The 19,399-nt window shown below is 75.4% G+C and carries 13 protein-coding genes and 1 pseudogene; 4 read left to right on the forward strand and 10 right to left on the reverse strand.

The genetic code is table 11. From position 1 onward, the window contains the following. The first annotated feature begins 64 nt into the window (after positions 1-64). Both ACIPYS_RS18670 and ACIPYS_RS18675 read left to right on the forward strand, forming a co-directional pair. Entirely contained in the window at positions 65-1,606 is a 1,542-nt protein-coding gene (locus tag ACIPYS_RS18670; RefSeq protein ID WP_093861752.1) for a PspC domain-containing protein, read from the forward strand. After that, positions 1,603-1,818 carry a hypothetical protein gene (locus ACIPYS_RS18675; RefSeq protein WP_045937775.1) on the forward strand — a complete coding sequence of 72 codons (216 nt, stop codon included), beginning with the start codon at positions 1,603-1,605 and terminating at the stop codon, positions 1,816-1,818. Before ACIPYS_RS18670 ends, ACIPYS_RS18675 begins: the two co-directional genes overlap by 4 nt. A gap of 43 nt (positions 1,819-1,861) precedes the next feature. Here the strand turns inward: ACIPYS_RS18675 and ACIPYS_RS18680 are convergent, their stop codons facing one another. The 8 genes and pseudogenes from ACIPYS_RS18680 to ACIPYS_RS18715 form a co-directional block, all read right to left on the reverse strand. After that, entirely contained in the window at positions 1,862-2,302 is a 441-nt protein-coding gene (locus ACIPYS_RS18680; protein ID WP_400747500.1) for a ubiquinol-cytochrome c reductase iron-sulfur subunit, read from the reverse strand. A gap of 42 nt (positions 2,303-2,344) precedes the next feature. After that, positions 2,345-2,938 (reverse strand): annotated as a pseudogene (locus ACIPYS_RS18685) (DoxX family membrane protein); the annotation flags it as partial. Positions 2,939-3,135: 197 nt separating this feature from the next. Next, the gene (gene guaA, locus ACIPYS_RS18690; protein ID WP_093861750.1) at positions 3,136-4,731 is read right to left on the reverse strand and encodes a glutamine-hydrolyzing GMP synthase; all 1,596 of its coding nucleotides are present in this window, start codon (positions 4,729-4,731) and stop codon (positions 3,136-3,138) included. A gap of 1,071 nt (positions 4,732-5,802) precedes the next feature. After that, positions 5,803-7,293 carry a hypothetical protein gene (locus ACIPYS_RS18695; protein ID WP_400747344.1) on the reverse strand — a complete coding sequence of 497 codons (1,491 nt, stop codon included), beginning with the start codon at positions 7,291-7,293 and terminating at the stop codon, positions 5,803-5,805. A gap of 471 nt (positions 7,294-7,764) precedes the next feature. Further along, complete coding sequence (locus ACIPYS_RS18700) at positions 7,765-9,555, reverse strand: GMC oxidoreductase (RefSeq protein WP_400747346.1); 1,791 nt, start codon at positions 9,553-9,555, stop codon at positions 7,765-7,767. Positions 9,556-9,611: 56 nt separating this feature from the next. After that, positions 9,612-11,255 carry a succinic semialdehyde dehydrogenase gene (locus tag ACIPYS_RS18705; protein WP_093861747.1) on the reverse strand — a complete coding sequence of 548 codons (1,644 nt, stop codon included), beginning with the start codon at positions 11,253-11,255 and terminating at the stop codon, positions 9,612-9,614. A gap of 101 nt (positions 11,256-11,356) precedes the next feature. Beyond that, positions 11,357-13,249: a protein kinase gene (locus ACIPYS_RS18710; RefSeq protein WP_400747348.1), complete on the reverse strand. Its 1,893-nt coding sequence runs from the start codon at positions 13,247-13,249 to the stop codon at positions 11,357-11,359. A 172-nt stretch (positions 13,250-13,421) separates the two neighbouring features. Continuing rightward, entirely contained in the window at positions 13,422-14,549 is a 1,128-nt protein-coding gene (locus ACIPYS_RS18715; protein WP_400747350.1) for a hypothetical protein, read from the reverse strand. Between the two features lie 241 nt (positions 14,550-14,790). Between ACIPYS_RS18715 and ACIPYS_RS18720 the strand changes: the two genes are divergently transcribed. Continuing rightward, positions 14,791-15,330, forward strand: coding sequence for an SHOCT domain-containing protein (locus ACIPYS_RS18720; protein WP_093861745.1), 540 nt, complete (start codon positions 14,791-14,793; stop codon positions 15,328-15,330). Positions 15,331-15,379: 49 nt separating this feature from the next. Here ACIPYS_RS18720 and ACIPYS_RS18725 read toward each other — a convergent pair whose 3' ends face one another. Next, positions 15,380-17,308, reverse strand: a complete 1,929-nt coding sequence (locus tag ACIPYS_RS18725; RefSeq protein ID WP_400747353.1) for a serine/threonine-protein kinase — start codon at positions 17,306-17,308, stop codon at positions 15,380-15,382. 254 nt (positions 17,309-17,562) lie between these two features. Here ACIPYS_RS18725 and ACIPYS_RS18730 point away from each other — a divergent pair, with 254 nt between their 5' ends. Next, positions 17,563-18,180: a hypothetical protein gene (locus ACIPYS_RS18730; RefSeq protein ID WP_400747354.1), complete on the forward strand. Its 618-nt coding sequence runs from the start codon at positions 17,563-17,565 to the stop codon at positions 18,178-18,180. 74 nt (positions 18,181-18,254) lie between these two features. Here ACIPYS_RS18730 and ACIPYS_RS18735 read toward each other — a convergent pair whose 3' ends face one another. Then, positions 18,255-19,382 (reverse strand): GuaB3 family IMP dehydrogenase-related protein, encoded by a 1,128-nt coding sequence (locus ACIPYS_RS18735; RefSeq protein WP_093861742.1) that lies wholly within the window; start codon positions 19,380-19,382, stop codon positions 18,255-18,257. Between the last annotated feature and the right edge of the window lie 17 nt (positions 19,383-19,399).

Consider the following 19,399-nt stretch of genomic DNA (forward strand, 5'->3'; position numbering starts at 1 on the left):
AGTCAGGGTCCGAGCAGGGGCGGGACCGGTTGGGCGGGGCTCCGGCACCCACCAGGATGGTGGCATGACCGAAGACCACCGTACCGAGGAGCTCCACGAGGCCGGGCCGGGCGCCCGGAGCGCCGCCGACCGGCCGCCGCTGACCCGGGCCGAGCGCCACCGCGTCGTCGCCGGCGTCTGCGGCGGTCTCGGCCGGCACCTGGACATCGACCCGGTGGTGTTCCGCGTCGTCACGGTCGTGCTCTGCCTCTCCGGCGGTCTCGGCCTCTTCCTGTACGGACTCGCCTGGCTGATCGTGCCGACCGAGCCCGGCGCGGACGGCAAGGGCGGCGGCCGCTCGGGCCGCACCGAGCTCCAGCGGGTGCTCACCGGACGGGTGGACGGCCAGTCGGTCGGCGCGGTGCTGCTGACCGTGATCGGCACCGGCGTCTTCTTCTCCTCGATGGGCGACGGCGACCAGCTGTTCCCGTTGCTGCTGCTCGGCGGGATGGTGTTCCTCGCCGTCCGCTACGACCCGGAGCGCCGGCGCGGCCGGATCCGGGGCCGACGCAACCGCCGCCGCGGCCACGGGTTCGGGCACTCGCACGCCCACGGTGCGGGCGGCCCGTACGACCGCCACTTCCCGGACGCCGGACCGGCCGCCGGGGTCACCGCGAGCGGCTACCGCTGGCCGCCGGAGGAGGACGAGGACGCCCGGGCCCGGCATGCCCGGGAGCGGGCGGCCGGCACCGTCCCCGCCGACACCCCGCACGCCGGTCCGACCGGCTACCTGTGGGACCCGCGCCACCCCGAGCGCAATCCGTACGGCGGGGAGGCGCCCGCACCGCCCGGCCCGCCCGCACCCCCGGCGCCGCCGTACGGCACCCCGACCCCGCCGTACGGCACCCCGGCCCGGCCCTGGTGGCAGCGGACCGACCTGCCGGAGGGCGACCCGCTGCGCAAGGGGACCGGTCCGACCACGCCGTCCGCGCCGCACCCGCCCGTGGTGGTGCACCGGCGCGAACGCTCCCCGCTCGGCCTGATCGGCCTGCTGCTGGCGGTGGGCGCGGCCAGCGCGGTCTGGTCCGCCTCCGCCGACGGCGGGACGGTGGGCGCCGGCGGTGTGCTGGCGACGGCGCTGCTGGTGATCGGTCTGACCCTGCTGCTCGGCGCGAAGTTCGGCCGGGCCCGCCGGCTGGTGGTCCCGGGTGTACTGCTGACCGTCGCGCTGACCGTGGTCGGCCAGTCCTCGGTCTCGGCGCAGAACCTGCTCGGCGAGCGGACCTGGACGGCCGTCACGGCGGGCCGGCTGGAACCCAAGTACACGCTGGGGGTCGGCACGGTGCGGCTGGACCTCGGCGGGCTCGACCCGGCCGGCGCGACCCTGGCCACCGAGGTGGAACTCGGCGCCGGGGACATGACCGTGACGGTGCCGTCCGACGTGACGGTGAACGTACGGACCGAGGTGGGGCTGGGCCAGGTCCAGGCACCGGGCCTCGACGGCCCCGACAACGGCCCGGGCAGGCGCAGCTACCAGGTGCTGCCGGCGAACGGACAGACATCCAAGGGAACGCTCGACCTCGCGCTGCGGATCGGGCTCGGCAACATCAAGGTGGTCCAGAAGTGAGGAAGCACCAGCTCGATCTCTTCTCGCTGATCGCGGGGGGCCTGTTCACCGTGATCGCGGTGCTCTACCTGGTGGCGGCGGTGAACGACGTCTCGGTCAACGGCCGGATCGTCATCCCGGTGACCTTCATCGTGCTGGGCCTGGGCGGCCTGGCCGGGGCGGTGGCGGCGGCGGTGCGCCGCTCCCGGCCGGAGGAGCCCCGGCAGGACTGACCGTACGGGCCGGTCCTCCGCGGGACCGGCCCCCGGCGGGGCGTCAGCCCTCCACCGGCCCCAGGCGCAGCTTGTCGCCCTCCTTGGTGACCGGGTACTTCGGCAGCGGCTTGGTGGCCGGCCCGTTCAGCACCGCCCCGGTCGCCGCGTCGAACCGGGAGCCGTGGCACGGGCAGTACAGCTGGCCGTTCTTGGGCGCGTCGACCGCGCAGCCGGAGTGGGTGCAGACCGAGGAGAAAGCGCAGTACTGGCCCGCCTTGGGCTGCACCACGTAGACCGCGTCGCCGCTGACCGGGTCCTTGACCTGGGCCGAGCCGCCGACCGGGACGCTCGCGGCGTCGACCGTGACCGGCGGGCCGGCCGGCGCCGGGGCCGCGGGCTGCTTCGCCTTCGCGACGGGCTCGTCCCGTCCGAAGGTGGCGGTGAGCGAGCCGGTGAGCAGCCCGGCCCCGCCCATCGCGACGGCCGCGATGCCGCCGTCCATCAGGGCCCGCCGCCGGACGTGGTCCTCGGCCAGGCCGCGGAGCCGGTCCCGGCCGGCCCGCCGGGCGAGGTAGCCGTCCACCGACAGGTGGGGGGTGCCGGCCAGCAGCAGCGGCGTCCAGGCCATCAGGTAGACGAGGTCGTTGCCGAGGTAGTAGGGCGAGACGTTCCAGCTGACGGTGAGCCAGAGGCTGAGCCCGATCAGGGCCCCGCCGGCGGCGGCGAGCCGGCCCCAGAGGCCGAGCAGGGTGCCCAGACCCACCGCCAGCTCGCCGAAGGCGACCAGCAGGGCGAACGGCGTGGGGTGGTCGAGGGCCGGGCCGAGCAGGAAGGAGATCGGGCTGGAGCCCTTGGCGGCGCGGGTCTGCGAGACGAACGAGGCCGGGTCGCCGGCGCCGGCCAGGTAGTGGCTGTCGGAGAGCTTGTCGAGCGCCGCGTAGACGAAGGTGACCCCGAGGAAGAGTCGCAGCGGCAGCAGCGCGAGCCGCGAGCCGGCCGCCTTCCAGGCGGCGACCCGCCCGGCTCTGCCCGCCGGCCCCGAACCCTCGCCGCCGCCCGGGGGCGGTCCGGCCGTACCGTCGCCGATGCCGGCGGCCGGACCCGGCCCGGCCGCCACGGAGCTACTGGCCTCCGACATTCCCCACACCTTCCTCGCCGGCCCGTCACCGCCTGACAGGTCCGGACGCATTCTGCCCGGTCGTGAACGCTTTCGGTGGGACGGCCCACCCGCCGGGTTCCCGCGGACACGGAACGACCGTGCCGCCGCTCCCCGGTACGGGAGCGGCGGCACGGTCGTTCAGAACCGGTTCGGGACCGGCCGGGGCGGGGAGTCGCTCACTCCCACTCGATGGTGCCCGGCGGCTTGCTGGTGCAGTCCAGCACGACGCGGTTGACGTCGCGGACCTCGTTGGTGATCCGGGTGGAGATGCGGGCCAGCACGTCGTACGGCAGGCGCGACCAGTCGGCGGTCATGGCGTCCTCGGAGGACACCGGACGCAGCACGATCGGGTGACCGTAGGTCCGGCCGTCGCCCTGGACGCCGACGCTGCGGACGTCCGCGAGCAGGACCACCGGGCACTGCCAGATCTCGCGGTCCAGGCCGGCCGCGGTCAGCTCCTCGCGGGCGATCGCGTCGGCCTCGCGGAGCAGGTCCAGCCGCTCCTCGGTGACCTCGCCGACGATCCGGATGCCCAGACCGGGGCCCGGGAACGGCTGGCGCTGGACGATCTCCTCCGGCAGGCCCAGCTCCTGGCCGACCATCCGGACCTCGTCCTTGAACAGCTTGCGCAGCGGCTCGACCAGCGAGAACTGCAGGTCCTCGGGCAGGCCGCCGACGTTGTGGTGGGACTTGATGTTGGCGGTGCCGGTGCCGCCGCCGGACTCCACCACGTCCGGGTACAGGGTGCCCTGGACGAGGAAGTCGACCGACTCGCCGTGCTCGCCGGCCTCGGCGACGATCTCGGCCTGCGCCTGCTCGAAGACCCGGATGAACTCCCGGCCGATGATCTTGCGCTTCTCCTCCGGGTCGCTGACGCCCTTCAGCGCGGTGAGGAAGCGCTCCTTGGCGTCGACCACCTTCAGCTGCACGCCGGTGGCGGCGACGAAGTCCTTCTCGACCTGCTCGGTCTCGCCCTTGCGCATCAGACCGTGGTCGACGTAGACGCAGGTGAGCTGGGAGCCGATGGCCTTGTTGACCAGGGCGGCCGCGACCGCGGAGTCGACACCGCCGGACAGACCGCAGATGGCGCGCTTGTCGCCGACCTGGGCGCGGATCAGCGCGACCTGCTCCTCGACCACGTTGCCGGTGGTCCAGGTGGGGGCGAGGCCGGCGCCGCGGTACAGGAAGTGCTCCAGCACCTGCTGGCCGTGGTCCGAGTGCAGCACCTCGGGGTGGTACTGGACGCCGTAGAGCCGGGCCTCGTCGTTCTCGAAGGCCGCGACCGGCACCACGTCGGTGGAGGCGGTGACGGTGAAGCCCTCCGGGGCCGCCGAGCAGGCGTCGCCGTGCGACATCCACACCGAGTGCTGGGCCGGGACGCCCTCGAACAGGGTCGAGCCGGTGCGCGAGACGACCAGCGGGGTGCGGCCGTACTCCCGGGCGCCGGAGTTGTCGACGGTGCCGCCGAGCGTCTTGGCCATCAGCTGGAAGCCGTAGCACATGCCGAAGACCGGCACGCCGGCCTCGAAGATCGCGCGGTCCAGCTGCGGGGCGCCGTCCTCGTAGACCGACGAGGGTCCGCCGGACAGGATGATCGCCTTCGGGTTCTTGGCGAGCATCTCGGCGACCGGCATGCTGCTCGGCACGATCTCGCTGTAGACCCTGGCCTCACGCACCCGTCGGGCGATGAGCTGGGCGTACTGGGCACCGAAGTCGACGACCAGGACGGTGTCGGTCTCAGGCACGGACTGGACGGGAGTAGCAGAGGACACAGACGGCCTTCCGGCAGCGGTACGAAAGGTGTCGCACACGGCGCGCCCCTCGGAGGGTGTGCGCCGGGCGACGGGCGGGGGTCTGCCGTCGAGTCTACCGGGCTGGCCGGTTTCACTCGTCTGCCCGCCCCCGCGGCCGTGACCGTCGCGGCGGCCGGTTCGTTGCTCCGGGCGGACCGTACGACCGCGCCGCGTCCGCCAGACGCGTCACCCCGCCCCGGCCAGGGCGCCCCGTACGGCAGTGCAGGACCACGCGTGGAGCTCAACCAGTCCACCGGCGCGCGTGGCGCGGTCGCGGAACCGGTCAGACCGGGGAGCGCCGCGCCGTGGGACCGTGCGCGGGTGCTGCGGCCGGCCAGCAGGGGACAGCGACCCCGGCCGCGACTGGACCAAGGAGGTGGGGCGGTCGGCCGCCGGGGACGCCCGGTGCCGACCGCCGCACCCGGTGCGATCCCGGCGCACCCCGGTCCCCGTCCCCGCGCCGCTACGCGCGTCTCTGTGCGCTCCGAGCGGAGCCACTACACACGGTGATCATCGATGTCGCCCCGCCGTCACCCCGTCCGGCACCCGGTGGGACCGCCCCGACCCGGGCCGGCGACCGGCCCGGCCGGAAACGGCCTGTACCGAATCATGCCGAATCGGTTGCAGAGCAAGCCCTTCGTCCAGCACGATGCTGTTCGGAAGAGGTTCTCCCGATGGCCCGAGCGCCATCCGCGGAGTGCCGGTCGATGCCGCCGAGACACGCGGTGGCAACGATTATCACCTCACGCTCCGTGAGCGAAGGCTCGACGCAGGCATGCGTCCGGGACCACCGCCACGGCCTTGTGCGCCCGCGCGCGCCGGCCCACCCCGCCGGATCCGCGGCGACGCGCGACCCATCGGCCATTCGACCGGACGGCGCTCCTCCCCCGGCGCCGTCACCCCAGCACCGGCGCGGCCCTGACGCCGGGTGCTGAGCGACAAAGGGCCCCGTTCCCCCGCGGGGCCCTTTGCCCTGTCCGGGGTCGGTTTCCGGCCCGCTTCCGACAGCGCTCCGCAGGAGAGGCCCTATCGGGGGCGCCGGCTCCACAATTAGGGTCGCCGGCTCCACATGCTCGGGTCCACCGGGCCGCCGTCCTCCGGTACCGGTGCGGCCGGGCGCCGACCGTCCTCCGAATCGACCACCTCCAGCACCATCGGCGTCACCCCGGCGGACTCCGCCCCGGGCTCCCCCGGGTCCCGGTCCGCCGGCGGGGCCGACGGGCGGTCGAGCGCGGCCAGCAGCGGGGGCACCGCCAGCGCGCCCACGGCCGCCCAGACCGCGTTGGCCACCAGCAGCGTCCACGGCACCAGGGAGAGCGAGTCCTCGGAGCCGAAGTCCCGGGAGCGGAGGAGCGGACCGACCACGGACTCGGTGGACACCAGCGTCCCCGCGACCAGCATCAGCAGGCTGAGCCCGACCGCGTACACGGCGGCCAGCCGCAGCCGGTCCGCCGGGTCGAGCCGTCGCCGGAACGCCGTCCGGCCCAGCACCACCGCCGAGACCAGCGCGAGCAGGACGGACCAGCGCCAGTCGGCCCCCGCGGTGCCCGGGTCGAAGAAGGAGTACTCGTTCGCGTCGTACGGCCGCGTCCGCCAGTCCGGCACCCCGTCGGACGCGACGGAGCTGCCGGCCCGGAACACCGCCCCGGAGCCCACCCCGAGCAGCAGCAGACCGAGGTTGGGCAGGAAGGCGACCGCGGCACCGGTCAGGTCGCCGTCGGCCCGGACGGCGACCAGCACGAAGCCGGCCACCGCCGCCAGCGCCACCGAGACCGCCAGCGCGCGCCCGGCCGCCAGACCCGCGACCGCCCAGCCGCGCACCGCCCGGTTGCGCCAGGCCGCCCAGCGCAGCGCGTCCGTGCCGTGCACCGCGAAGGCGAGCAGGCCGGCGAGCAGGGCCGTCCAGGCGACCGCCTCCCACCAGCCGGCCGACGCGCCGTAGGTCGTCCGACCGAGCCCCTGGAGCGCGTCCGCGGAGTCCATGCCGAGGCCGCGGCCGCCGGGGTGCCACCGCGTGCCGCCGACCAGACCGAGCAGCAGGGTCGCGGCGGCGGCCACGACGGCGGTGCGCACGGCCTCGGCGGCCGCCTGCCGACGGGTCTGCTGCTCGCCGGTGCGCTGCTGCCGGCGGCGGGCGCCGACCCGCAGGCCGAGCCAGAGCGCGAGCAGCCAGAGCACGGTGACGGTCATCGGCAGGGCGCGGAACACCGACGAGCTCTCGCCCCACTCGGTGCCGAGGCTCAGCCGGTACGGCGCGCCGAGCGCACCCAGCGCCATGGCCAGCGAGCTGCCGAGGCGCTTGCCGAAGGGCGGCGAGTCGAAGGGGGCGGAGTAGTAGTCGCTCTCCGGGACGGCGGCGATCAGGGCGGCCAGCAGCAGGACGGCGGTCGGCGCCACGACCGCCCGCAGCGCCGGGCGCCAGTCGGCGCCGATCAGCCCGGCGAGCGCGGCGGGCCGGCCGGCGGCCGGGTCGTAGGGCCGGCCGGCACCCCACGGCCCGCCGACCGGCGGCGCCGGGGGCAGCACCGGCGGCGGCAGCACCGGGGGCAGGGGTGCACCGGGTCCCGCCGCCGGCGCTCCGGCGCCCGGCTTCGTCAGCGAGGGCGGGGTGGCCGGGGCAGGAGGGGCGGGCGGTGCGGCCGGCGGCGCCGGGGGCAGCACCGGCGGCGGCAGGTCCACCGGTCCGGCCGCGCCCGGCCCGGTCGGCGGTTCGGCGGGCGGCGGAGGAAGAAGCGGCGGGGGCAGCAAAGGCGGGGGCAGCAAAGGCGGCGGCACGGTCGGCCGTCCGCAGGACGCGCAGACCGGCGCCCCTCCCGCCGAAACCGCGCCGCAGGATGCGCAGATGGCCATGGGCCGCGTCCCCCCGTCCGAACGAACGATCGCCTGGTCCCCCCAGGGCGCCCCTTTCTTTCATCGGGCACGGACAGCTGTCAACCGGTCACCGTCGACGGACCGGACGGGGAGACGCCGGGGGCCGCGCCGCCCGGAGCGCGGCGCGGCCCCCGGCCGTGCTCAGTCCCGCCTCTTCGGCACCTCGGGCACCGCCAGCAGCGGCAGCCGCAGGGCGCCGAACGCGTCCTCCGGCACCGCCGGTGCGACGGGCGCGACCGCGGCGACCCGGCGGTAGGCCTCGCCGGCGGCCGGCCGGGTGTCCTCCTCGCCCTTGTTGGGCCACATCGACATCGCCCGCTCGGCCTGCGCCGTGATCGTCAGCGACGGGTTGACGCCCAGGTTGGCGGAGACCGCCGCGCCGTCCACCACGCTGATCCCGGGGTGGCCGTAGAGCCGGTGGTAGGGATCGACCACGCCGGTCTCCGGCGAGTCGCCGATCGCGCAGCCGCCGAGGAAGTGGGCGGTCAGCGGGATGTCGAAGATCTCGCCGACGCTGCTGCCGGCGAAGCCGTTGATCTCCTCGGCGAGCGCCTGCGCGCCCTGCTCGGCGGCCGGGATCCAGGTGGGGTTGGGCGCGCCGTGGCCCTGCCGGGAGGTCAGCGTGCCCTTGCCGAGGCCCTTCTCCTTCAGCGAGACGGTGATCGAGTTGTCCAGCGACTGCATCACCAGGCCGATGATCGTCTTCTCCGACCACCGGTGCTGGTTCATCGAGCGGCCGAAGGTCACCGGGTGCTTGACCGAGTTGCCGAGGTAGCGCAGCCAGCGCGGGATCCGCCCGCCACCGCGCACCTGGGCGATCGAGAGCGCGCCCATCGCGTTGGAGCCCTTGCCGTAGCGGACCGGCTCGATGTGGGTGTTCCCGTCCGGGTGGATCGAGGAGGTGATCGCCACGCCCTTGGTGAAGTCCGCGCGGGCGCCGTACCGCCGGTCGGTGGTCTGCGCGCCCACCAGCGCCTCGGAGTTGGTCCTGGTCAGCTCGCCGAGCCGGGCGGAGATCCGGGGCAGGTGTCCGGCCGCCCGCATCCGGTGCAGCAGGCTCTGGGTGCCGTAGGTCCCGGCCGCGACCACCACCCGGGCGGCCGTGATGGTCCGCGCCCCGGCCTTGACCCGGTCGGTGGTGGAACGGGCGTCGGTGCGCCGGACGTCCACCGCGAAGCCCTCGCCCCGCTCCCGGATCCGGGCCACCGTGGTGAGCGGGTGGATCTCGGCGCCGCCCCGCTCGGCCAGGTGCAGGTAGTTCTCGGTGAGCATGTTCTTGGCGCCGTGGCGGCAGCCGGTCATGCACTCGCCGCACTCGACGCAGGACCGCCGGGACGGGCCGGCGCCGCCGAAGTACGGGTCCGGCACCTCCTCGCCGGGCGCCGCCTTCGCCGTGCCGTCGGAGTCCTTGCCGTCGCCGAAGAACACCCCGACCGGCGCCATGTGGAAGGTGTCACCGACACCCATCCGCTCGGCGGCGGCCCGGAGGTGGACGTCCGAGGGGGTGACGGTCGGGTTGAGCCGTACCCCGAGCATCCGCCGCGCCTGGTCGTAGAACGGCGCCAGCTCCTCCTGCCAGTCCGTGATGTGCTGCCACTGGCGGTCCTCGAAGAACGCCTTCGGCGGCACGTACAGGGTGTTGGCGTAGTTCAGCGAGCCCCCGCCGACCCCGGCACCGGCCAGGATCAGCACGTTGGCCAGCAGGTGGATGCGCTGGATGCCGTACAGGCCGAGCTTCGGCGCCCACAGGTAGTTGGCGACGTCCCAGGAGTTCCTGGGCAGTTCGTCGCGGTCGAAGCGGCGCCCGGCCTCCAGGACGGCGACCCGGTACCCCTTCTCGGTCAGCCGCAGCGCCGAGACCGAACCGCCGAAGCCGGAGCCGACCACGACCACGTCGTAGTCGAACTCCCGGCCGTCAGCCGAACCCACCATCTTCCTCTGCTCCTTCGGAAGTCGTTCACGAAACGGGGGCCGGCCCGGGGGCCCGGCTACTTGACGCGCAGCGCCTTCAGGATCCGCAGCCCGGCGGTCATCATCGCCGCGTACTGCTTGTCGTCCTGGCCGAACGCCGGCGCGAGCGGCAGCAGCCGCTGGCTCGCGATCGTCTGCGCCTCGGTGAACCGCAGGATGCCCTCGGCGCCGTGCCGCCGGCCGAGCCCGGAGTCGCCCATGCCGCCCATCGGCGAGGCGGCCGAACCGTAGGCCGCGCCGTACGCCTCGTTGACGTTCACGGTGCCGGTCCGCAGCCGGGCGGCGATCGCCCGCCCGCGCCGCACGTCCGTGGTCCAGACGCTGGAGTTGAGGCCGTACGGGGTGGAGTTGGCGGCGGCCACCGCCTCCTCCTCGGTGTCGAAGCGGTAGACGGACACCACCGGCCCGAAGGTCTCCTCGCCGCAGACCGCCATGTCCGGGGTGACGCCCTCCAGGATGGTCGGCTCGTGGAAGAACGGGCCGAGGTCCGGCCGGGCCTTCCCGCCGGCCAGCACGGTGGCGCCGGCCTTGACCGCCTCCTCGACGTGCCGGGTGGTGGCCTCCAGCTGGCGGCCCGAGACCAGCGAGCCCATGTCCGCCCCGTAGGCGAGGCCGCCGCCGAGCCGCAGCGCGCGGGTGCGGGCGGCGAACTTGGCGAGGAACTCGTCGGCCACCGAGCGGTGGACCAGCAGCCGCTCGATCGAGATGCACAGCTGGCCGGCCGAGGAGAAGCAGGCCCGGACGGCGCCCTCGGCGGCCTTGTCGAGGTCCGCGTCGGCCAGCACCAGCAGGGCGTTCTTGCCGCCGAGTTCGAGCGAGGCGCCGACCAGCCGCTCGGCGGCCCGCCGGGCGACCTCGCGGCCGGTGCGGGTGGAGCCGGTGAACGAGACGTAGTCGGCGTGCTCGACCACGGCCGGGCCGATCACCGGGCCGTCACCGATCACGATCTGCCACAGGTCGGCCGGCAGCCCGGCCTCGATCAGCAGCTCACGGGCCCAGAGCGCGGTCAGCGCGGTCTGGGTGTCCGGCTTGTTGACCACCGCGTTGCCCGCGACGAAGGCCGGCAGCGCGTCGCCGACCGACAGCTCGAACGGGTAGTTCCACGGCGAGATGTGGCCGACCACGCCCTTGGGGCGGCGGGCCTCGACCGCCTGGGTGAACAGCGGCACCGCGCCGAGGTGCCGCTTGTCGCGCAGGTAGCCGTGCGCGGACCGGCCGTAGTGGCGGGCCGCGATCGCGACCGCGAGCACCTCCTCGAAGGCGTGCAGCCGGGCCTTGCCGGTCTCCGCCTGGATGAGGTCGAGCACCTCGTCCTGCCGCTTGATCAGCAGGTCGTGGAAGCGCAGCAGGACGGCGGCGCGCCGACGGACCGGCAGCGCGGCCCAGGACGGCTGCGCGCGGCGGGCGAGCTCGAAGGCGACCTCGACGTCGGCGGGGGTGGACCGCGGCAGGCCGGCCAGCCGTTCGCCGGTCAGCGGGGCGACGGTCTCCACCACGCTCGGCTCGCCGGTGGCGGTGACACCGGCGGCGAGGCGGTCGACCAGTGACGGGGGCACGGCCGAGGCGACGGTGCGCCCGCCGCCCGGGGCGGCGGGGTTGCGGCCCGGCGCGCCGGGGCCCGCGGGATCGGTGGCCGTGGCAGCTGCTGTGAGGTCCGACATAGGGCGCAGCCTAGGCGCTCGGCGGCCGGTGCGGTACCCGTCGGTAACAAGAAACCCCCGTGCGGGTGCGGGCCCCGCGGATCAGCGGCGGCCCGCGGCGGTCAGCGGGTCGGGGTGAAGTAGTGGAGCACCGCGTTGAACCGCTGCTCGGCCTCGTTCCACTCGTTGCCCCGGTCGAAGCTGGAGGAGTAGATCGCGTAGCTGGTGCCGTCCTCGTCGATGAACTCGGCCTCGATCGCCCGGCGGCGGCCGCCCTCCTTGGCCAGGTAGCTGAACTCCCAGACCGCGGCCTCGTGGCCGTTCACGGCGACACCGGTGAGCCGGTGCTGCTTGTACTCCTTCAGCGACTTGGAGACGGTGCTCTCCATCTGCCGCATGTGCTCCAGCGGCCGGACCGACTGGCCCACGGTGACGGCGAACTGCAGGTAGTGCGCCTTGTTGTCGGGGCTGTAGTAGATCTGGTTGTCCGGCGTGCTGGAGCGCTGCCAGGCCGGGACGGTCACCGGCAGCGGGAAGCGGAAGCCCGCCGGGTCGTCCACCCACTGGTAGCCGCTGGGCGCGGGGGTGCCGTCGGCCGGGGCGGTCGGCGGCGGCCCGACCGTGCCGGGTACCGGGCCCTGGGTCGGGGCCGGGTCGGAGCGGTCGGGGTCCTTCGCCCGCTGGTGCCGGACCAGGTAGAGCGCACCGGCGGCCAGCACCGCCAGGCCCACCACGATCGCGAGCGCCCGCAGCACCCTCCGGCGCCTGGCCGGCCCGCGCGCGGGCGCATCGGTGTACGACACCGGCGTGACCGGTCCGGTGGGCGCCCCCTGGTCGCTCTCCGGCGCCGGGTCGGTCCCGGGGGAAGGCTCCGTCGGGGGCTCCTCCGCCCGCTCCGTCGCCGTCCGGTCCGATGCCGTCCGGTCCGGTGCGGCCCGCTCCGTCGTCGTCCGGTCGGACGCGGCCCGGGCCCGCGGCACCGTGAGGGCCTCCGCGCCCTCCGCCGACGCCGCCCCGACCCCAGCCCCGTCCTCGTTACCGTCCTCCGGCCCGTTCTCGGACTCCTCCTCGGACCCGTCCTCCGACCGCTCCCCCGGCTGGCCCGCCCGGTCCACCACCGGCACCGACTGCGTCGGCGTCCGCACCGGCGCGACCGGCTTGAGCCCGACCGTGTGCCCGGCCTGCACCTCGGCCAGCATCCGGGCCACCTCGTCCGCGCTCGGGCGCTCGTCCGGGTCCTTCGCCATCAGCGCGGCCAGCACCGGCCCCAGCGGCCCGGCCCGGCGCGGCTCCGGCAGAGGGTCCCCGACCACCGCGGCCAGCGTGGTCAGCGGCGAGGTGCGGCGGAACGGCGAGTCGCCCTCCACCGCCGCGTACAGCGTCGCCCCCAGCCCCCACAGGTCCGAGGCAGGGCCCGGCCGCTCGCCCTGGGCGCGCTCCGGCGCCAGGTAGTCCGGCGAACCGACGAGATCGCCCGGCCGGGTCAGTTCGGCCGAGCCCTCGTACGTCGCGATGCCGAAGTCGAGCAGCACCGCCCGGCCCGTGCCGTGCTCCAGCAGCACATTGGCCGGCTTCACGTCCCGGTGCAGCACTCCCAGCTGGTGGCCCCGGTGCAGCGCGGCCAGTACCTGGCCGCCCACCTCGGCGGCGGCGCGCGGCGGCAGGGTGCCGTCCTGGCTGATCACGTCGGCCAGCGAACGGCCGTCGACCAGCTCCATGACGATCCACGGCCGACCGTCCTGCTCCAGCACGTCGTGCACGGTGATCACGCCGGGGTGCTTGATCCGGGCGGCCGCGGCGGCCTCCCGCTTCATCCGGGCGTGCAGGATCTCCACCTCCTCCTCGGGGAGGTGGCTGACGGTCAGCTCCTTGACCGCGACCTCACGGTCCAGCATCCGGTCCCGGGCCCGCCAGACCGTGCCCATCCCGCCGCGGCCGAGCCGCTCGCCCAGCTCGTAGCGACCGACCAGCAGCCGCTCCCCCTCGGCCGACCCCGGCCGGTCCTGCGCGCCCATCCGCGACCGCTCCCCCTCATTCACCTGCCGTCACGCGACGGAGGGCCCGGTGCAGACCACTCGGTGCAGACCACTGAATCGAACAGATTCCACGGACACCCTAGGCGTCCGGGGTGCCCCCGGGTAATCTCCCCCGCCCACCGTTCCGGCGACCATGTTCCCACCGGCCCCGTCAGCCTGCGAACAGCACCACGGCCGCCACGCCGAGGACCAGTAGCAGGAACACTCCGCCGACCAGGAGCGGCCCCAGCAGCGCCGGCGGGATCCGCGGCGGCCGGGCCGCTCCGGCCGCCTCCGCCCGCACCGTTCCCGCCTTCGCCGTCCCCCCGTGCCGGTCCCGCGGCCCGCCCCCGCCACCTGCGGCCTTCGCCCGGCGGCGCCGGGCCCGCCCGGCCGGCCGGGGCCCCGGAACGCCCGGCGCGCCGGCCGCCCCCGGCCCGTCCACCGGCTCCGGCGCACGGGCCAGCAGCTCCGCCAGCTCCAGCGCGATCTCCGCGGCCGTCGGCCGCAGCCCCGGGTCGGACCGCACCAGCCGCTCCACCAGCGGCCCCAGCGGTCCGCACGCCTCGGCGGGGACCCGCCGGCCCTCCCGCACGGCCGTCACCAGCTCCGGCACCCCGCCCTCCGGGTACGGCGACCGCCCGGTCGCCATCCGGTGCAGCAGCACCCCGAGCGCCCAGCAGTCGCCGGCCGGGCCGCCGTCCAGCGGCCAGCGCTCGGCCACCGGCCCGACCAGCGCGGCCCGCACCTCGTACCGCCGCCGCCCGCCCGGACCGCCCAGCTCCTCGGCCAGCGCCTCCTCGGCCACCCCGGGGAGCAGCCCGCCCAGCAGGGCCGCGCCGTCCTCGCCGACCAGCACCGAGGCTGCCGTCACGTTCCCGTGCACCAGGCCCGCGCCGTGCAGTGCCCGCAGTGCCCCGGCGAGGTCGGCCGCCACCTCGGCCGCCCGGTACGGCGGCAGCGGGCCGGCCCCGAGCAGCGCGTCCAGCGGCTGTCCGGCGGGCCGTTCCTCGACCGTCCACAGCAGGTCGCCCTCGACGAACGCGCCGGCGCCCTGGAGCAGTCGCGCGTGCCTGGGCGCCGCGGCGCCGACCGCCGCCACCCGCCGCACCAGCCGCTCCCCCGGCTCCGCGGCGGCGACGTCCGGCTCCTGATCCCCGATCAGCACCGCGGGCAGCTCGAGCGCGCGCAGCCGCACGACGTCACCGGTCCGCTCGTCCGCGGCGAAGGCGCCCAGCGCCTCCAGGTGGTCCGTCAGCCGGTAACGCCCCGCCAGCACCTGCCCCGGGCCCGCTCGCATGCGTGTTCCTCTCCGCTCGCCGTTAAGCCTAGGGCCTGTCTCTTGGATTTTGTCGGTCAGGTCGCGGCGGTGGGGTGCGTGCATCGCAAGGCGGAGGAGGGAGCCACTGCGGAGCATTGGCGACCGACGACAACGCGGCGAGGTGCGTGCCCCACCGCCGCGACCCCGGCAAGGATCCAAGAGACAGGCCCTGGTTGCCCGCGGAAGGCACCGCCGGGGTACCCCGGACTACCCTCGGTCCATGGACTGGAGCGATCTGATCGACGGGGCCTTCGACGTGGCCGGCAACAGCAGCGGTGACCACCGGGCCGCGGCCCTGCGCACGGTGGAGGCGAACGTCGCCCCCGACGAGAAGCCGATCGCCTCCACGGCGGGACGCCACCCCGACCACTTCCGCAAGGGCGTCCTGGTTCTGACCACCCACCGGCTGCTCTTCCTCAAGGACGGGAAGCCCCCGGTCCCGGTTCCGCTCGCCGCCGTCACCGACGCGACCGTCACCAGGACCCGGATCAACGGCGAGGTGCTGCTCGTGGTCGCGCTGACCGGCTCGCACCGCTTCGAGGACGTGGTCAAGGCCGAGGTGTTCGCCGAACAGCTCCGGGCCGCCGCCCGGCTGGCCCGCGAGGGCTCCCGGAAGGAAGCGCTCGCCGCCGCCCCCGCGGCCCCCGCCCCCAGCGGCGCCGACCTGCTCGACCAGTTGGAGCGGCTGGCCGCCCTGCACACCGCCGGCGCCCTCACCGACGAGGAGTTCACCCGCGCCAAACAGCGCCTCATCGGGTGACCGAACGGGCACCCGCGCGGCGCGGGCGGGTGCCCCCCACCGCCCCGCCCTACGGCGCGGGCTGGAAGGTGTCGAACGCGGTCTGCCGTGCCTGCGCGTTCGGCGCCGCCGCCCAGTCCGCGTCCGGCGTGGTCCAGTAGATCGCGTAGCCGTACTTGGCCGGGGAGCCGGTGACGAAGCCCCGGTTCAGCGAGTGCGTCCTGGGGGTGCCGTTGGTCCACTCCCAGTCGGCCGCGTTGGTCCACTCCCGGTAGGCGACGGACTGCAGCTGCACCCGCTGGTAGTTGCTCACCTGCCCGCGCAGCCCAGGCTCGGAGGCCTGCCAGTCGGCGAGCGCGCTCGCCCCCGGCGTGGTCGTCCACTCGACCCGCAGGGTGCTGCCGTTGCCCTTGAAGGTGCGGCGGTTCGCGTCGGAGCCGGTCGGCTGCAGCCAGTCGGGCAGCACGATCGAGAAGCCGGACGGGTCCTTGTACTCGTGGAACCCGGCCGGCACGACGGCCCCGGCCGGGGGCGGCGCAGGGGTCGGGGTCGGCGTCGGCGTGGCGCTGGGGGTCGGCGTGGGTGTGGGCGTCGGCGTCGGCGTGGCCGCCGGGGCGGCGGTCGGCGCGGGCGGAGCGGCCTCCCCCGGGCCGGTGGTCTCCGGCACCGTCGCCGGCGCGGCGCCGTCCGCGCCGTCGTCCGTGACCGCCGCCACCGGCGCGGTGCCGCGCGCGCCGTCGGCCGAGCCGTCCTCGGAGCCGCCGAACGCCTGCAGCAGCACGATCAGGCCCGCGATCAGCAGCAGCACCACCACCGCCGTGGCCACGGCCAGCCGCCGCCGGCCGGTGCGCGGGTCGGCCCCGGCGGCCTGGGTCGCACCCAGCGTCCACTCACTGGTGACCGGCCTGGCCGCCTCGGCCGAGGTCTCCGCGCCCCCCACCGGGACCGGCCCGTCCCCCGTCGGCTCCGGGGCGGCCGGTGCCACCGGCGTCTCCCCGCTGCCGGCGTCCCCGGACCGGCTGCCCACCCGGACCGTCCCGAACAGTCCGCCGACCGGGGGCTTCCCGCCGCCCTTGCCCGCGGCCGTGCCGCCGTCCGCCCCGGTGTCGGCCGGGTCGCCGCCCGCCACCGGCACCGCGTGCTCGGTGGTCGACTCGGCCCGCGCGGTCGCCTCCGCGACCACCCGCTTCAGCATCGACCGGGTCTGCGGGGCGGTCAGCCGCTCCGCCGGGTCCTTGGCCAGCAGCCCCTCGACCACCGGCCGCAGCGACCCGGCGTTCACCGGCGCGGTGAGTTCCTCCGTCATGACCGCCGTCAGGGTGGCCAGCGCCGAGCCCCGGTCGTACGGCGGCCGGCCCTCGACCATCGCGTACAGCGTGCCGCCCAGCGACCACAGGTCGGCCGGCGGTCCGGGCTTCTGCCCCTGGGCCCGCTCCGGGGATATGTACGAGGGCGCGCCGACCAGCATGCCGGTCGACGTCACCGAGGAGTCCCCCTCCACGCTGGCGATGCCGAAGTCCGTGAGCACGACCCGGCCGTCCTCGCCGATCAGCACGTTGGACGGCTTGACGTCCCGGTGCAGGATGCCGTGCGCGTGCGCGGCGCTCAGCACGCCGAGCACGTCCAGCGCGATCTCCGCCGCCCGGGCCGGCGCCAGCGGGCCGTCCTCCCGGATGACGTCCGCGAGCGAGCGGGACTCGACCAGCTCCATGACGATCCACGGCCGGTCGTCCTCCTCGACCACGTCGAAGACGGTGACCGCCGAGGAGTGCCGGATCCGGGCCGTCGCCTTGGCCTCGCGCAGGGTCCGGACGATCAGCCGGTGCTTCTCGTCCTCGTCCACGCTGGCGTTCATCCGCAGTTCCTTGACCGCGACCGTCCGGCCCAGCATTTCGTCCTCGGCGCGCCACACTGTGCCCATGCCACCACGACCGAGCACCGCGTCCAGCCGGTAGCGTCCGGCCAGGAGGCGGCCGGTGGAACCCTGCGCCTGGGTCATTCGGAACGTTCCCCCATGTGCTGCTGGCGGTCGTGATGACGGCACGTCGGACCGGCGTCGGGCCCGAACGCCCAAGCCTCCATCATCCCCTGTCCCGCGCGCGCCCGGCCACCCGGCCCCCGGCCACCCTGGTCCGCACCCCCGGCCGGGGCGGCGCTCCGTGCCCGATCTGTGATCGAAAACTCTGTCCGGCCGGCTCCGGCCACTGCTACCGTTCGGCAGCTCACCGTCTTTCCGGGGGGAAAAGGACGTCCATGACCGCATCCGCACCGGACGCTGACGGCCGGTCGAACCGGCCGCCCGCGGCCCGGCACTTCTCGGTCGCACCGGAACCGGAGACCCCGGAGGGGTACGTCGCCCCCGGGATGCCCGGTGCCCCGGTGGCCGGTTACCACCCCGTCGACCCGGCCGTCCCCGCCCCGGCGGACGACGCGACACCCGGCCCGGACACCGCCGGGCGCCGTCGCCGGCGCGGGCCCGGCCGGACCGGCCGGGCGGTGGCGATCGCCGTCCTGGCGATGCTGGCCGGCGCGGCGGCCCTCGGCTGCGCGCCGCTCCGCGCGCACTCCACCGTCGGCTGGCTGGCCATCGCCCCGGCGGCCGCGGTGGCCTGGCCGCTCGGCCGGCTCGGCGGCACCGGGCGGCTGCTGCCGCCGCTGGGTGCCGTACTGGCGTCCGGAGCGCTGTTCCTGGGCCAGCTGCTCGGACAGACCCGGCGGCTGCACCACCTGGCCGGCACCGGGTACGGCGAACTGCTCCGCGACGCCCTCCCGCTCTGGCGCTCCGACCGCCGCACGCTGGACCTGGTCTTCTACGGCATCGCCGTGATCGGCGGCTTCCTGCTGACCCGCCGGGCGGCCACCCGCCAGTAGCGGCGCCGGGCCCCGGAACGGCGCGAGGCCCCGGTCGCGCGGTGCGACGGGGGCCTCGGGCGGGAGCGGCCGGCTCAGCGGTGGTGCAGCGCCGGGTTGACGGTCACCTCGACCCGCTGGAACTCCTTGAGCTCGGTGTACCCCGTGGTCGCCATCGCCCGGCGCAGGGCGCCGAACAGGTTCATGGTGCCGTCCGGGGTGTGCGACGGGCCGGTGAGGATCTCCTCGGTGCTGCCGACGGTGCCGAGGTCGACCCGCTTGCCGCGCGGCAGCTCCTCGTGCACGGCCTCCATGCCCCAGTGGTAGCCCTTTCCGGGCGCGTCGGTGGCCCGGGCCAGCGCGGCACCGATCATCACCGCGTCGGCGCCGCAGGCGACCGCCTTCGGGATGTCGCCGCTGTAGCCGACACCGCCGTCCGCGATGACGTGCACGTAGCGGCCGCCGGACTCGTCCATGTAGTCGCGACGGGCGGCGGCCACGTCGGCGACGGCGGTGGCCATCGGCACCTGGATGCCCAGCACGTTGCGGGTGGTGTGCGCGGCGCCGCCGCCGAAGCCCACCAGCACACCGGCCGCGCCGGTGCGCATCAGGTGCAGGGCGGCGGTGTAGGTGGCGCAGCCGCCGACGATGACCGGGACGTCCAGCTCGTAGATGAACTGCTTCAGGTTGAGCGGCTCGGCGGCACCGGAGACGTGCTCGGCCGAGACGGTGGTGCCGCGGATGACGAAGACGTCGACCCCGGCGTCCACGACGGCCTTGGAGAACTCGGCGGTGCGCTGCGGCGAGAGCGCGGCGGCGGTGACCACACCCGAGTCGCGGACCTCCTGGATCCGGTGCTTGATCAGCTCGGCCTTGATCGGCTCGGAGTAGATCTCCTGCAGACGGCGGGTGGCGGCGGCCTCGTCGGTGATCGCGGCGATCTCGTCGAGCAGCGGCTGCGGGTCCTCGTAGCGGGTCCACAGGCCCTCGAGGTTCAGCACGCCCAGGCCGCCGAGGCGGCCGATGTTGATGGCCTGCTGCGGGGAGACCACGCTGTCCATGGGCGCGGCCAGGAACGGCAGCTCGAAACGGTAGGCGTCGATCTGCCAGGCGATCGAGACCTCCTTCGGGTCGCGCGTACGGCGACTGGGGACGACGGCGATGTCGTCGAAGGCGTACGCCCGGCGGCCGCGCTTGCCACGCCCGATCTCGATCTCAGTCACTTCGAGCCCTTCTGCTG

The sequence above is a fragment of the Kitasatospora sp. NPDC089913 genome (assembly GCF_044748625.1).
Classification (GTDB): domain Bacteria; phylum Actinomycetota; class Actinomycetes; order Streptomycetales; family Streptomycetaceae; genus Kitasatospora.